Raw genomic sequence first — 16,141 nt, 5'->3', positions numbered from 1 at the left:
GAAATTATTGTCAGCTCTGATAAAGAGCTTATAAGAATCACCTTTTTTCATAACGCGGTTTAGATTAGATTTTAGATTATACGCGGGTTTCTGTTCAGTCACCTGCCCTACTTGAATCATCTGTTTCCGTGGCAACCGACTGGAGTAAATTTACGTACCCGTATTTGACCTAAATCAGCTCTATGGTACTAAACTGTATTATTTGGGGTAATGACCCGGAGGGATTTGAAGAGCTGGAGGATTTTTTGTCTGCTATCCCCTATGTTTACCTGGTTTGCAGAAGCCGGACGATGGCCGAAACACGTTTTTGGCTGGAAACGCAAACCATTCATGTACTGATAGCAGGAGATTATAACGATCCGCTTTCCCTTCCAATGACCATAACGGGCGTATTGCCCGTTTTAATGATGGCGTACAATGATACACCACCCGGTGGATTTAATTTCCTCCCGGCGGCACTCATGCACCTGCCATTTACCGCCGAAGCCTTAAACAATGTGTTCTCTGAAATTTATAAGACTATAGAAATGAACGCAATTACTTACCCAGCCAAATATGCAGCGGATTGCTTCACGCTGAAAACACAGCACAGCTTTGAGAAAGTATTTTACGAGGATCTGCAATACGTAGAAGTAATGGATGATCATATCATGCTTCATCTCCGCGATCAGAAACTGGTTACTACCGAAAAGCTGGATTGGATCATTTTACAGCTCCCGGCCAGCGCTTTTATGCGGGTGCATCACTGGTTTGTAGTAGGATTCCGCCACATTACATCACTGGCCGATGACCATGTGATGATTGGAGCAGCCAGGATTCCCCTGACTAAAGAAATGAGAAAGGAACTGGCCAAAAGGTACCAGCTGCCTATGGAGTAACGCCTGCGTGCAATGCCGCCAGTATCTTGCCCGCCACGCCGCCGGCATCTTCGTCGTAAGCATGCCCGCCGGGCAGGATCAGCTTTTCATACCGGACATTCAGCGCAGACAGGTTGAAGTCTTTTTCCTCTGCTCCAAATACCAGCAGTAATGGCTTATTGGTAATTTTATTGATCTCGGCCGGAACACTCATTCCTTTATTACCGGATCTGCCCAGCATATCCGAAAGATGTACTTCGAGATCCGTATAAAGAGAAGGGGACAGGAATACCAGGTGCTTCACTTCCCCGGCTATTTCAGGTGGCAGGCTGGTGTAAATAAACGGCAGCACATCAGCGCCCAGGGAGTACCCGACCAGTACCACACCGTGGTTATTGCTCCACTGCGCCTGGTAATACGTAATCAGGGAAGCGATATCCTTTGCTGCCTGCTGCGGTGATTTTTTACTCCAGAAATATTTCAGTGCATTCAATGCCACTACGGGGTAATTCTGCTGACGGAAGGATTCAGTCACGTTCGCAGAAAACTTTTTCATTCCGCCGTCCCCGGTTATATACACGATCAATGGCGCGGTACTGCCCGCGGGAGGCGCTTTGATCACCACCGGCAGGTTATTAACCCCGCTCTGGGCCCTTAACTGAAATGCTGTAAAGAAGAGAAAGAAACTGAGCAGTTTTGCTGCATGGAATAATTTACCTGGTATCATATACTCAATTAACGCCTCTCTGTAAAACAAAATCCGTTCCGCTATTGTTCGTCGGCCTCAGGGCTGCATTACCTTGCTGAGTGCAGAAGGTAATTGTATCAGGTCAAAATCATGTTCGTATACGAGGTATTTATTTGTCCACTCGGTGGCATATTTCTCTTTAAACTCACGCAAACCCTGGTAATGCCGGAAGAAGCGCAACTTCTCGTATGCATACTTCACCATTTTTTCCGCGGTGTTTTCCGGCTGGATAATGCCGGACATCGGTACCATTCCCAGGTTCAGGTAGTGCAGTTCTTTTTGCTGCGCATCCTGGATCAGTGCAATGATCAGCGCATCCATTACGCCACCCGGCGCGTCGGCGCGCTTGCGGATCAGGTCATAGGTACATTCCCCCGGGGCATAGTCGGGGATAATATTGAGGAACGCGGCTACTTTTCCTTCTGCATCGGTTACGGTAATGATATCCTGGTTACGGATCACTTCTTCATCAAATAGTCCCTGCGAAAAAGTGAGTTCCTTTACTTCATACTGATGCAGCCATTCATCGCTCACTGCTTTCAAAGCCTGCAGCATAGCGGGCGATTGTGGCGCCGCGTGAAAGGCAGTCACATAACCCTTGTTGGCGAGACTGTTCAGGCCATTACGCAATGATTTCTTGTCTTTGCCACTCAGCGTGAAGCCCCTTATATCCATAATCGCTTCCTGTCCGATCAGCATCTTTTTCTTTTTTAGATGACTGAAATAATAGGTGCTGTCTTCATCTACCCGGTAGAAAGCAGGCCGCAAGCCCATCTTCCGGCACTGATGTTCAAATTCTTCCAGCACCAGCAGCTTGTTATCTTCGCTGCATACCGGTTCTTCCAGTACAATAGCAAAACTGCCTGCCACGCGGTAAGCGATGAAACCCTCGTATTGTTCAGACATAAACAACAATTTGTCGTGTCCTATTTTAAAGTAATCCATCGGTGAATCGCCATACTGGCTCAGGTAAAACCGCGCTTTCTCCAAACTGTTATTGGTTTGTTGCGTAACATGCAGGTAAGGGCGTATAATAGTATAAAACAGGAAGGCCCATGCACTCACGCCTAACACCCGTATCGCCGACATAAATTCTTTTCCGAACCGGGTAACGGGTTGCAGGCCGTCATCTTCCAGCAACATAAAGCAATGGAAAGCATGACGGATAGATTGCTGCCACGTGAAATCGATCCCGAAATGTCTCACATTCAAAAAATAAAAACCGATGGTACCAAAAGTAAGGACAACTAACAGTGTAGCCAATGCCGTTACCACACCGATATTCACCAGCTGGGGATTACTCTTTACCCGGTATTGCCGCGAAGTGATGAGTAATATTACGCTGGTAACCAGTGCCAGCGAAGCTTCTTCATAATCCAGCGCCTTTCCGATATGACCAAATACCGATAACAAGGAAACGGCCAGTGCCACAATCCAGGCGCTGCGTAAGCCCCGGAATAAAAAGGTGGCGGTTACGAGCAGCACCAGCCCCAGGAATACCACCAGTAAGTTAGTAGCATGGATGGACGTGCCGGGAATATAAGCGCGCAGCACATGCATGCGGTTGGCAAGCGGAGGGGTGAGTACAGAAAAAATATTCACCATGCCCAGCAGGAAGATCAGGATAGGAGGCAATAGGCGTAATACCAGCTCCCTGCCTTTCAGGGCAAAGGCTATCATCCCGGCAATCAGCGGCAGCCAGAATTCAAACAACCGGAATAATAAAGTGATTTCCAGTGCCTCCAGCGTACTGAATCCATAGTTGCTGAGGATATAGGCCAGCGATAATTCGATGGCGCCCAGTCCGCGGAGAAAAGGGGAAATAATTAAAAAGATAGTAGCTACGATATATCCTACACAGGCTGCTTCCAGCGACGGTGTAACCCCCACCGCCAGCATGCTCAGGTAAAGATGCCCAACGCCGGCTACTTCTATCAGCACAGATGCGAGCACGGTATTCATGAAGGAGGGCGCCGACAATTGAAACGTAAATATTTCATCTGCCTGCCGGGCTGCCCCCGGAAAATATCTAACCAGCCACTGGTAGGCTTTGCCCTTCAATTGCATGGAACGTACCAGCCATACTACGCCGAGCAACAGCGCACAGATGGCAATAAGTCCCCACAAAGCATCTTTCATCGTGGCTGCATGTAACATGGTGTAGGCTACTACCGGAATGCCCACCAGGAAAACAGACAGGATGCCTACAAAGCCATAGATGCCGGAAGCCTGGTGGATCTGTTGCTTATGTAGTCCGGTGCGGCGTAAGCTTTGTGGCAGATAAGCCAGTGAACTGATGCCGCCTGCCGGGAGGAATACGGATAAAAGATTGCGCTTCAGGAATAATTCTGTACTTCTGCCGGTATCCAGTTTTGCGCCTACTGCACGAAAACTGAATACATACATGGCTGCCTGTAATAAAATATAGGCCATCGTTATTACCACTCCCAATACTACCCAGCTTCTGTGTGCCTTTTCAATAGCAGGGATCAGGGAATATAGTTCATGACGCTGTGAGCGGAAAAAATAAATCGCCAGCAATATAAATAACACTGCCAACAGCTCTTTCAGGTGGAGCTTACGCAAGAATGCAGCAGTAAAAAATTTCTTTTTCAAAGGTTCGTAGGTTTCGTTAAATCTGTTGTTCGCACTGCCTACAAAGTTATACCAACTTTTAAACGAATCCCCGTAACCGTGGGGAGTTTAAGGGGATTTTAATCTGCGGGCACGATCCTCTCCGTGCTTATTCCATTAGAATAACCTTCCCGGTATGAATAAGTTCATTGTTTTCTCCGATTAACCGGAGGAAATAAGTTCCCCTGGCAAGGCCCGAAGGAATATTCAGCTCGTAATAGTTACGTTGCTGCAATGGCTGATCAAATTTCTGATAGATGATCCGGTGTCCGGGAACATCAATCAGGGAAATAGCTTTCACATGCTGGTTTGCACTGTAGTAAATATGCAGAACACCTCCTCTTACAGGATTTGGCCATATGGCAATTTCGCTCCGGATATTTTTAGCTTTTATGATTCGCACCGGGCTATAGAAAAAAGAACCGTCTGTCATGATGACTTTAAGGCGGTAGAATATAAAACCGTCGTTGGCCGGTACATCTGTTGTATTATATCCCACCGGGTAAAAGCTGATCCCGCCGGGTGATTTACTGCCAACAAACCCGATGGAATCGAAAGTTTGATTTACCGCAAATTTTCTTTCGATGGCGAAGCCGTGGCAGAAATATTCCCTGCTGGTGATCCAGTGAAGCAATACGGTGTCTTCATCTGTAGTGCTGCGGGTGGCACTGAAGAAGTTCAGCGTGGTTCTGTTTGGACTGTTCACGGTTTCTGCTACCAGGCTGGTAAAGTAATTGGTGGTGCGCAGATGTTGAAAGGTGCGGCTTACAAATACTTTTTGCCTGTCGGGAGCTCCTGTGGTAAAGGGACTGGGGTTGGTGGGGGCTGCTCTTTGTGTAGCCAGGTCCCAGGAGGTATCTATAAATCTGGCGAGATACGCGGTATTGCGGTTGGCTTCATACGACGGTCCTTCGTCCGACAAATCGTGTACCAGGTGAAGGTTCAGGGCAGCATCCGGTTGTGACACATCTACCGCCCAGGTTTTATTCACGCTTGTCAGTACCAGGTTTTCACCATCAGTCAGATGTTTTCTTACACTATCGGAAACGCCTGCACGAACAGTAACGGGCGCACCCCGGTTTTCCAGTGCTACCGGCGTAAAGCTTGATGGCCTGGTGCCGATAGGAAAAACAACCGTATTATCGGCGCCGGAAATGTGGCTGCGATAAAGGGCGCCGCCACCGAAGTTGTCGCCGGTGATGATGAAGTGGTCCTGAGAATAGTTTCGTATATCCCCTGGCGTATGATGACCTACCACCAGGTTCCAGCCATTGAGGAACATGTGTCCCCTTTTGAGATCCAGTACATTTACAATTTTCAGGTCGCTGAGGTCATCTAAAAAAACACCCGGAGAATTTTCCACACTGATATTCGGGAAGCTGGGGCCTTGTGCTGCTGCTGCGCTGTAGCCGCCGCTGATATACTGATACAGCGCGGGATTAGTTTGCATAAAGCGGAATAATCCGCCTGAAGCGCTGTAGCCGTCACTGCTTTCATCCAGTATCGTGGCACTGTTGCTGTTGCGCCAGTGTAAACCATAGAAGTTTACTACCGACCCGCTCATGGAGCGTATACTTCCCTCATTTACCATGTCGCCAAAAAAGGCAATAGTATCTGTACTGAATATTCCCATCTTGCTGTTGGGGTGTAGCCAGGCGACAGACTGCGCTCTGACTGCCATTGCGGCAACCAGGAGAAGTAAAACGGATAATATGGAAGTGCGGTGTTTTATAATGTTGTTGATTTAGTATCCGATAACCGTGACGAATATTTTGGTGGTGTTCACAATACTTGGTTCCAGTCCGTCGAGTACGCTTAATAGTACCACCGTGCTCGCTTTGCTGTCTGTGAGGATGAAATTTATTTTGGTTAAGCTATATCCCAGTATGGTGACCAGCGGAGCATTTGTAAAATCAGCACCGCCTTTGGCAGTGGCTTGTATCGACAGGATTTTGGTGAATGCGGCGGAGGAAATGTCGATGGATAGTTGCCCGTTAGTAAGCGGTGAGCCTGGCTGACTAACCGAATCGGCCCATATTTTTATGGACTGTGATATCACGCCGGCGCCATTATAGAACACGGGGGCCGTTGCCGTTCTTACTACATTTCCACTGGCGTCTACACCCAGTGCGCCTGTGCCTGCAGTAACAGAGGACGCGCTGGTCAGGTTTTCCAGTCGTACCCCGGAAGTATTAGCCGTACCGGGTTTTATATGCAACATCGATGATGGCGTGGTAGTGCCAATGCCTACGTTGCCGGTACTGGAAATGATCACCCGGTTTAAATTGTTGGTGCGCAAATTCACCGGGTTTGCAGTGGTCGTACCGAGGAATTTCGTGGCGCTATCAACACCTGCATTTCCGCTCAGTAACCATTGATTGTTGCTGACCGCCGTGCTATCCGCTAATATCGACCAGGAGCCATTCCTTCTGATAAGTAAGCTGCTGGCTGGTTTGTAGTAAATGATCATACCATCCGGGGAAACATTGAGTGGCGCCACAGCAGTATCTGTAACACGCGGCAACAATAGTCCCTGGTTAGTGGTATTGAGCTCCAGCAATGCCGCTTTAATCGGAGAGGTGGTAGGATCTCCCAGCTTGAGTTGTTGTGCATATACGGGGATATACAGCAACAACAGCAGGCATAGCCATGTGCCGGTTTGGATGCTTGTTTTCAGCATGAATAACAATTTACAGGTAACAATAAATCGGTTTACTTTCTGATCACATACCAGTTGGAACCATCTGTTTGAATTGTTACATAGGTGTAATTGTTATAGATGATGTAGTTGGCGCCTCCTTCGATTTGTGCGCCTCCCTGTGGCTGGAGGGTAACGGCATTGTCGATGGAGCCGGCTATTTTTTTGATGGTATAGATGCGTCCTGTGATGTTTGACGCTGGTGGCAATGTAATGGTAACAGCTCCTGAACCAGCATTTACAAGCAGGGTATTATCTGTTTCTGCCAGTGCTTCGTTGCTGGTGGCGGTCCTTATCTTTAACGACATGGAACCTTGTACATCGAGGGTGGAATTAGGTTGTGTGCCTGCGCCCACAATCGCATTTTTGCCTATTGCCAGCGTATCTCTTACGGTTTTAAAACCCGCGAAGGTTTGAGTGGAGTCATTTACCACACCCCGTGCTGTAACGCCTGCATCTGGAATATTCAGGGTAAGGGTATTGGTTACGCTGGTACTGTCGAGTGAGATGTCGGTACCGGCTTTCCCTGTTTTGATATAAATGTCGGGGCCGGTTTGTCCGTTTATCCGGCGGATGCCTGCGGAGAAAGCAGCAGAATCTACTTCTCTTTTTTCCAGGGCGCCGGTTGTGGGATTACGGAATAATACGGTGGTAACCGGGGTGCTTACATCCGGAGGAGCGGTGGCCAGCACTACGGCGCCGGTAATATTGGCGCCGCCGGCGTTTACTTTGAGGCCGCTGCCAACGGTAGCTTGTCCGGTTACGCCCAGCCCGGTAACTATGCTTACGCTGTCGTTGAAGGTTTTAACGCCGCCAAAGGTTTGCGTGCCGATAGATACGCCGCCGGGATTGGTGGCATCTGCAGCTACCAGCTGTAATACGCCTGTGGTGTTATTCAGCACAAGGCCGTTTGGATCGCCGGGAGTAAGAATGAAGGCGCCTACGGTAATAGCTTTTTGTTTGTTACTGAAAGATTGCCAGTCTTCATATGTGAGCAACCCTGTGCGTTGGGAAGCAGTACCAACAATGGGCACATTCAGGGTGATGGTACTATCTGTTGCATTGGTAGTTACGCCAAAATCTGCATTCAGGGTATCTGCCCGGATGGTGAAGCCTTGTTTGGCTACGCCGTTGAGTGTTCTGATGGCGTCAGTAAAAGCAGCCGGGGAAAGGTTCCGCTGGTTGATGGCGCCGGTGGCCGGGTCTATCATCAGTACGCTGATGAGCGTAGCGCTGGCAGGTACCTGTTTAAGGGCTACTGTTTGCGTATTGCTGATGCTGATGGCCTCTGTAGCGTTGGTGCGGATGGATAAGGGCTGGTTGTCGGAGGTTCCGAGATAGTTGGCTGCGGTGGTACCGGCATTTCCTTTCAGCTGCCAGCTGCCGGCGGAGGCGTTCAGGCTATCTACCAGTGCTGACCAGTATCCGTTACGACGTACCATCAGGCTCTGGGTGACTGTGTGATAAATGATCATCCCGTCGGGTGCTGTGTTCAGCGGCGCGAGGGTAGTATCCGCAATTCGGGGCAGGAGTAAGCCCTGGCGCAGGCTTTCCAGTTCCAGGATAGAAGATTTGTTGATAGTAGCAGGATTATCGCCGATTTTGAGCTGTGCAGATACAGCGGGGGCCAGCACCAGGAATAATAATACCAGTAAGATGCCTTTGCCAGAGTAATTTTTTTTCATAGTAATAGTTGAGAGGTGAGAAGGAGAGTTGCGAACATAAAAAATCCGTTACCAGTTTTGGACTGGGGAGCTGAGGTTTAACGCGCAGAGGGACTTTAATTATTCATTATAAATATAACCTTTATCAGGTGTTTAAGTTGCAGCATAGGTATAAAAAAAACACCCTCGCGGAACCGCTGGGTGTTCGCAACCGCCGGAACTGTTGCTGTTTTATTAATTGTTGCGTGTTGTGCTTAGTGTTCTTCCTGGTTATAGGGAACAACCAGTACGGGTATACGGGAGTGGCGGATAATATATTCCGCATTGCTGCCCAGCAGCATATGATCCAGGCCGGTTCGCCCGTGGGTACCTACCACCAGCACGGTGGCATTGCTTTCATGTGCCTGTACCAGTGTTTCATTTTTAGGATTCCCGGTGCCTACCACAATGCTGATGTTTTTGTTATCCGGATAATTTTGTTTGTAGGCTTCCAGTCTTTCCTCCACTTCCCGGATACGTGCCGGAATATCGTCGGTAAATACCGGTCCGCCTTCCGGCAGGCCGATGCCGATGCCTATTTCTACTACAGAGAAAAGGGTAACGGAAGCATTCATTTTATCGGCCAGTTCCAGGCCGGTCCTGATCAGGTTTTCTGAAAAGCTGCTCAGGTCTACTGCGATCATGATGTCTGACATATGCAGAGGTATTAATTTGTGAACGTTTATTCATTTATCATTATGCTTTCAGGGCATCCCAGCAAAGGTCGAAAGTAGTGTTGATCCGGCTTCTGTTGAGGCTGATACTGCTGTAATGCGTTTGTTTTACCAGTTCATTCATGGCGCCCATCATAAAGGTGAGCAATAGTCCAATATCTGTTTGCTTGATAAGTTGTTCTTTCTGGCCTCTTTCCATCAAGGCATAGAAGGGGGCCGACAGCTGCTGGGCTTTTTCTCTTGTACCGGCAGTGATAAAGGGTGAATGATAACATTGCTCCATGAAAATCACTTCTTCAAAGTGTTGCAGCTTATAGCGCAGGATATTCAGCCAGATACTTTTAAACCCGGGTTTGAAGGGTATTTGTGGGTTGTAACCTTTAAAAGATACCTGTACCGAGTTTTCCCTGCAGGCGGCAAATAAGGCATTGATGAGTTCATCTTTCCCTTTGAAGTAAACATACAGGGTACCTGTGGCAATGCCGGCTTCCCGGGAGATGTCGCCCATTGTAACGCCGGACAACCCTTTTTTAACCACCAGCTTGAGTGCCGACTGGAAAATCTGGGCTGCTTTTTTATCGTCTTTCAGTTTCACCCTACAAATATAAGCGAATAGATATTCATTTTCAACATCAAAAAAGCCTCCGCAGTGGAAACCGCAGAGGCGCTGTAGCTAGATGATGATTAAATCAAAAACCCATTGATTGTGAAACCGGTGGGTGATTGCTTAAACGCAACCAGTGTTTTACGGTACAGGAACAATAATCAGGGAATAACCAGAACGGACGACTGTTTACATGCTTATACCCGGCATCGCCCGCCCAATACTGCATTTATAACCCTCTGTAAGCCCCAATACCAGGCTGAAAAATTCTCCGTCGGCCTGAAAAGGCCAACAGGTAAGATATTTGTTAGTTGTATGCATTTCAGGTAATACTGAACATAAAACGGTAAAACAATATTAGCCCGGTCGCTGCTGCAGAGCGTTAATTAAACCTAAACAAGAATTGAAATAACGGGGGAAGGTCAAAAAAAGAAACCCCTGCTGATGACAACAGCAGAGGTCTTTAGAACATTCACATGGCACCTGCGGCATCGCGTCAGATGCTGATAACACATTATAGCCTGTTATTAAGCTAAATAAGATGATTGCTGAATTTGGAAAGTTACCAATTTGCTTAGTTATTGTAACTTGTCAATGCTGAAGTTAAATATTACTAACTGGAATAATCGTTAATCATTGGTTAATGACGCGAAGAGCCCCCTTTATCTTTGATTGTAGCATTTTCCCTTTCCCTGATACCATTTTCCATGCATTTGCATATGCCGCGGGATATGTATATTTTTTACGGATTGTACTACTAAATTAGCTATATGTTTCACCGGATTCCAACGTTATTGCTATTCCTATGCCTGCTCACCCCGCTAAAAGGGAATGCCCAGGACATGCCGGATATGTGGAATAAAGGTGCCGTAGCCAATAAGCTCCACCCGGGGCTGAAATGGTTCGGGGAAGCAAAATTCGGGTTGTTTATTCACTGGGGACTTTATTCTAAACTCGGCGGCCGGTGGAAAGACAGCAGCTACTACGGCAGCAGTGAATGGATCATGAACCGCGCAAAAGCGCCTGCTGCTGAATATGCCAAAGTAGCGCAAACATTCAACCCTACAGGATTTAATGCAGACGAGTGGGCGGAAACAGCCCGGCAATCGGGGATTAAATATATGGTGATCACCGCCAAACACCACGATGGCTTCAGCATGTACGATTCCAAAGTAACAGACTTTGATATTGTAGACGCATCTCCCTATAAAAAAGACCCCATGAAGGCGCTCTCCGACGCCTGCCGCGCAAAAGGTATACAATTCGGATTCTATTACTCACAGTTCCTCGATTGGCACGAACCTAACGGCGGTGGGAATAACTGGGATTTTAAAAATAAAGAGAAAGATTACCAGCAATACTATCGCACCAAATCGATCCCGCAGCTGAAAGAACTATTAACCAATTACGGTCCGTTGGGCCTTGTGTGGTTTGATATGCCCGGCGGATTAACCGCAGCACAAACGAAACAAATGATCGATAGTCTCCGGTTACTGCAGCCAGGCTGCTTATTCAGCAGCCGTGTAGGTCATGATCTAGGTGACTACCGCGACTTTGGCGACTCTGAAGTGCCCCCGGTTCCCATCCCCGGCGCCTGGGAATCCATTTATACACATAACGACTCCTGGGGTTATATCCGGCACGACCTGAACTTTAAATCACCTGCGGAAATCATCAGGCTCCTCGGTAACGTGGCCTCCAAAGGAGGAAACCTCATGCTGAATGTTGGTCCAGATGGCAATGGCCAATGGCCCGCCTATTCCATAGCATACCTGAAAGCTACCGGTAAATGGTTGCAAACTTACGGCGAAAGCATTTACGGCACTACCTGGGGACTGATCCCGGCACAGCCCTGGGGCGTAACCACCAGTAAGCCCGGAAAGTTATTCCTGCATATCTGGCAACTGCCTGCCAACAGGCAGCTACGGGTACCCGGACTCACCGCAAAAATTAAATCGGTGAAAATCATGGGCACTAAAAACCCGCTCGTATGGAAACAGTTGCCGGAAGAAACTATTATCCGCCTGCCGGTAACCTTGCCGGATACACGAAGCACCGTGGTAGAAGTGGAGTATACCGGCCGGCAAACCGACTTATCGCAGCTCCGCACGCAAACCGTGAGCAACGAATATCCACAGGCGGAAATACCCGCCGTATGGGCCGTTTTTAATGGCGCCGCCCGGAGCAAACTTTTTACTTATTCTCATTACTTTGGCGACTGGAAACATGATAACTGTATCACCGGTATGGTAACCCCCGACGACGCCATCGTATTTCCGCTGGAAGTGCAGGACGCAGGCGACTATAAAATTATACTGGACTACGCATGCGAACCGGGAAGCGCCTCGCAACAAGGACTGGTAACCCTCGGCGGACAACAACTGCCTTTCCTTACGCTGGTAACCGGTAGCTACGACAGCCACAAACCCATGAACTTTATCCAACACGCAATAGGCATTATACATATCGACAAGGAAGGAAAACAAAACCTGACAGTGAAACCGGTTTCCGGTAACAAAAGTGAATTATGCTGGTTACGGAAGGTAATTCTGCAACCAGTGAAATAATAATTTATCAGAAGAACAAGAACATGAAAAAAACACAACTCCTGTTTGGACTGGTTGCCAGTCTTTATGCCGGTATGGCGATCGCACAGGTGAAAGCCCCTGCAACCGACTGGCTCATCAGCCACCAGTCGTATATCGCCTCGGTAACTGAAAAGGGTAAGGAAATTACGCTCAGCAACGGATTACTGAGCCGGAGTTTTCGTATAGCCCCCAACGTAATTTGTACCGACTACCGTAACCTGGTGAGTGGTGAACAGTTGCTGCGCGCCATTAAGCCGGAAGCCAGGCTTACTATTAACGGGCACGACTATATGATTGGCGGCGCACAAGGCCAAAAACAACAGGCGTACCTGCTTCCCGCATGGCTGGATAACCTGAATGCCGGTGCAACAGATTTTATATACAGCGGTCACCAGGTAACCTCCATCTCTCCCTATTTAAAATGGCAGGCAAACGGCTGGTGCAGCAATCCAAAGCAAGCTACCGGCAAAGAGCTTACTTTTTCTTATGAGGCGCAGGCGCCCGAACTGAAGGGCATCCATGTTAAAGTACACTACGATATATTTGATGGCATTCCACTCATCTCGAAATGGCTGGAGATCACTAACCAGAGCGGACAACCCGTAAAGCTGCAACAGGTAGTGAATGAAATACTGGCAACACCGGAAGAAGAATCTGCAGTAGTAGGCGGTGTGAATAAAATGCAGGTACCACACGGAATTTATATTGAAAGTAATTATGCTTTCAATAATGCGATGAAGGCAAATCTCAGTGATCAAACTACACACTGGAAAGCAGACAGCACCTACACCTCCCAGGTAAACTATGATCTGCAAACGCCCTGTCTGCTGGAAGTATACCCGGTTGTACCGGTAGGCATTACCTTAGCTGCCGGTGAACATTTTGAATCTATCCGTACCTATGAGCTGTTGTTTGACAGCTACGACCGCGAAAGGAATGGATTGGCTAAAAGAAGATTTTACCGCACTATCGCACCCTGGACCACAGAAAATCCCATTTTCATGCACCTGGTAAGTACCGACCCGGTAAAAGTAAAGGCGATCATTGACCAGTGCGCTGCAACCGGCTATGAAGGCGTGATTCTTAGCTTTGGCAGCGGTTTGAATATGGAAGATACCGGTGCTGCCAACATCGCTAAGTTCAAAACACTGGCAGATTATGCACATAGTAAAAAGATACTGCTGGGTGGTTACTCCCTGTTTTCGAGCAGGCGTATCAGTGAGGAAGATGACGTAATTAACCCGGCTACCGGCAAAACAGGCGGCGCATTTTTCGGGAATGCTCCCTGCATGGGAAGTAAATGGGGCCTGAGTTATCTGCAGAAAATTAAGAGCTTTATCAGCGCTACCGGCTTCGATATTTTTGAAAACGATGGCCCTTATCCTGGAGATGTTTGCGCATCCGCCACACACCCCGGTCACACCGGCCTGGAAGATTCCCAGTGGAAGCAAATGCAGTTACAGAAAGGGCTTTATCACTGGCTCAATGAAAAAGGCGTGTATGTAAATGCCCCCGACTGGTACTTCATGGATGGTACCAATAAAATAGCATTGGGATACCGGGAAGTAAATTTTTCCCTGCCGCGCGCAGAACAACTGATCCTCAACAGGCAGAATATTTTTGACGGCACCTGGGAGAAAACCCCCTCCATGAGCTGGGGCTTTGTACCGCTCAGTGAATACCAGGGCGGTGGCGCAGCTGCTACCCTTGAACCGCTGAAAGATCACCTGGACGCGTACGACCAGCTGATGGCACAGTACTATGGCGCCGGTGTTCAGGCATGCTACCGCGGTCCGCGTTTATACGATACCGATAGCACCAAAAACCTGGTGAAGAATATGATCACCTGGTATAAAAAATACCGCAACATTCTCAATACCGATATCATCCACCTGCGCAGGGCAGATGGCCGCGATTGGGACGGGATTATGCACGTAAGCGCACAATTGCCGCAAAAGGCCCTGGTGATGCTGTATAACCCAACCCAACAGGCAATTACCCGTGAAGTGGCTTTGCCCTTGTATTACAGCGGGCTCACACAAAGCGTACGTATCCGGGAAAAAGAAGGCGCGCTAAAAACGTATACGCTTGACCGTAGTTACAGCGCGCATATTAAAGTAACGATCCCGGCAAATGGCTACACCTGGCTGGTAGCAGAATAACCTTGTATCAAACCAAATTTGTATAATTTATTAGTTATGAAGAAACTATCGCTTTGTATCCTCGCTTTTCTGGTTTTCCTGTCGGCAGTAAATGCACAGGAGAAGAAAATATTCAACGAAACGGATGCACAAAAAGAACAACGGCTGGCCTGGTGGGTGAACGACCGCTTTGGCATGTTTATTCACTGGGGATTGTATTCCATGCCTTCCCGCCATGAATGGGTAAAGAGTAATGAGCATATCACCGACAGCGCCTATCAGAAATATTTCGACCTCTACAACCCGGACCTGTACAATCCACGTGAATGGGCCCGGCAGGCGAAAGCAGCAGGTATGAAGTACGCGGTGATCACCACCAAGCACCATGAAGGATTCTGTTTGTTTGATTCCAAATACACCGATTATAAGGCGCCTAATACCGCCGCTAAAAGAGATCTGATCAAAGAATGGGTAGACGCTTTCCGGGCAGAAGGATTGAAAGTAGGATTTTACTATTCGCTGATCGACTGGCATCATCCGGATTATACCATTGATCGGGTGCATCCGCAGCGTCCTTCCGATCCAAAGGATTATGAGGAGCTGAATAAGGGCCGTGATATGGAAAAATACCGTACTTATCTGAAGAACCAGGTGAAGGAACTGATGACCAATTATGGAAAAATAGACATCCTCTGGACCGACTTCTCTTTTCCCGGTGAACATGGAAAAGATCATAACGACTGGAATTCGCTGGATCTCATTAAGATGATCCGTAAACTGCAACCAGGTATTATCATCAATGACCGCCTGGACCTGGGTGAATACGAAGACGGCGGTGATTTTGCCACACCGGAGCAATATAAAGTATCCGAATGGCCCACCCGTAACGGTAAGCGTATCCATTGGGAAACCTGTCAGACTTTCTCCGGTTCATGGGGATATTACCGTGATGAAACTTCCTGGAAAGATAACAAGCAATTACTGGTGCTACTGATTGAATCCGTGAGCAAAGGCGGTAACCTGCTGCTGAATGTAGGGCCTACTTCCCGCGGTACTTTTGATGCCCGTGCACAGGACAGGCTGAAAGGAATGGGCGAGTGGATGCAGGTGAATGGCCGTTCCATTTACGGTTGTACCGAAGCGCCGGCAGCGTTCAAACGTCCGGATAACAGCTTGCTTACTTACAATCCAACTACCAAACGTTTGTATGTGCATCTGCTGGATTATCCGTTACAGCGTTTTGAGCTGCCGGGCATGAAAGGTAAAGTGAAATATGCACAGTTATTGAACGATGGTTCTGAGGTGAAGATGCGGGGCACTGATAAAGGCGACCTGGCGCTGGAATTGCCGGTGCGTAAGCCGGATGTGGAGATCCCGGTAATAGAGTTGATTTTGCAGTAAGCGAATGTTATCCTGAACCAGGACAAAATTTGCATCTCCATAAATTTTTCTAGAAAATCTCGGGAAGATGTATATTTTTATACTCACCATCTT

The 16,141-nt window shown here is 48.1% G+C and carries 11 protein-coding genes; 4 read left to right on the top strand and 7 right to left on the bottom strand.

Annotation, left to right across the window (positions count from 1 at the left end):
• Nucleotides 1-182: 182 nt before the first annotated feature.
• Nucleotides 183-878 carry a LytR/AlgR family response regulator transcription factor gene (locus ACMXI2_RS24510; protein ID WP_483778613.1) on the top strand — a complete coding sequence of 232 codons (696 nt, stop codon included), beginning with the start codon at nt 183-185 and terminating at the stop codon, nt 876-878.
• On the opposite strand, the gene ACMXI2_RS24505 is transcribed toward ACMXI2_RS24510, so the two are convergent.
• The 7 genes from ACMXI2_RS24505 to ACMXI2_RS24475 form a co-directional block, all read right to left on the bottom strand.
• Nucleotides 868-1,584, bottom strand: a complete 717-nt coding sequence (locus tag ACMXI2_RS24505) for an AcvB/VirJ family lysyl-phosphatidylglycerol hydrolase (RefSeq protein WP_483778612.1) — start codon at nt 1,582-1,584, stop codon at nt 868-870. The genes ACMXI2_RS24510 and ACMXI2_RS24505 overlap by 11 nt on opposite strands.
• Nucleotides 1,585-1,641: 57 nt before the next feature.
• Complete coding sequence (locus tag ACMXI2_RS24500) at nt 1,642-4,221, bottom strand: phosphatidylglycerol lysyltransferase domain-containing protein (RefSeq protein WP_483778611.1); 2,580 nt, start codon at nt 4,219-4,221, stop codon at nt 1,642-1,644.
• 127 nt (nt 4,222-4,348) lie between these two features.
• Nucleotides 4,349-5,920: a T9SS type A sorting domain-containing protein gene (locus ACMXI2_RS24495; RefSeq protein ID WP_483778610.1), complete on the bottom strand. Its 1,572-nt coding sequence runs from the start codon at nt 5,918-5,920 to the stop codon at nt 4,349-4,351.
• Between the two features lie 63 nt (nt 5,921-5,983).
• Nucleotides 5,984-6,919 (bottom strand): hypothetical protein, encoded by a 936-nt coding sequence (locus ACMXI2_RS24490; protein ID WP_483778609.1) that lies wholly within the window; start codon nt 6,917-6,919, stop codon nt 5,984-5,986.
• Nucleotides 6,920-6,951: 32 nt separating this feature from the next.
• Entirely contained in the window at nt 6,952-8,622 is a 1,671-nt protein-coding gene (locus ACMXI2_RS24485) for a hypothetical protein (protein ID WP_483778608.1), read from the bottom strand.
• Nucleotides 8,623-8,855: 233 nt separating this feature from the next.
• Entirely contained in the window at nt 8,856-9,296 is a 441-nt protein-coding gene (locus ACMXI2_RS24480; RefSeq protein ID WP_483778607.1) for a universal stress protein, read from the bottom strand.
• Between the two features lie 40 nt (nt 9,297-9,336).
• Nucleotides 9,337-9,909 (bottom strand): TetR/AcrR family transcriptional regulator, encoded by a 573-nt coding sequence (locus ACMXI2_RS24475; protein WP_483778606.1) that lies wholly within the window; start codon nt 9,907-9,909, stop codon nt 9,337-9,339.
• A 779-nt stretch (nt 9,910-10,688) separates the two neighbouring features.
• Between ACMXI2_RS24475 and ACMXI2_RS24470 the strand changes: the two genes are divergently transcribed.
• From ACMXI2_RS24470 to ACMXI2_RS24460, 3 genes are read left to right on the top strand one after another with little or no spacing between them, the layout of a single operon-like run.
• The gene (locus ACMXI2_RS24470; RefSeq protein WP_483778605.1) at nt 10,689-12,485 is read left to right on the top strand and encodes an alpha-L-fucosidase; all 1,797 of its coding nucleotides are present in this window, start codon (nt 10,689-10,691) and stop codon (nt 12,483-12,485) included.
• A gap of 23 nt (nt 12,486-12,508) precedes the next feature.
• A complete protein-coding gene (locus tag ACMXI2_RS24465; protein WP_483778604.1) occupies nt 12,509-14,668 on the top strand; it encodes an alpha-galactosidase in 2,160 nt (719 codons plus the stop codon).
• A gap of 36 nt (nt 14,669-14,704) precedes the next feature.
• Nucleotides 14,705-16,048, top strand: a complete 1,344-nt coding sequence (locus ACMXI2_RS24460; protein WP_483778603.1) for an alpha-L-fucosidase — start codon at nt 14,705-14,707, stop codon at nt 16,046-16,048.
• Nucleotides 16,049-16,141 lie beyond the last annotated feature (93 nt).

This window comes from Chitinophaga sp. G7 BAM 1005 (assembly GCF_057126945.1).
Note: the sequence above shows the minus strand (reverse complement) of the source record. Positions and strands in the feature narration are given on the sequence as shown.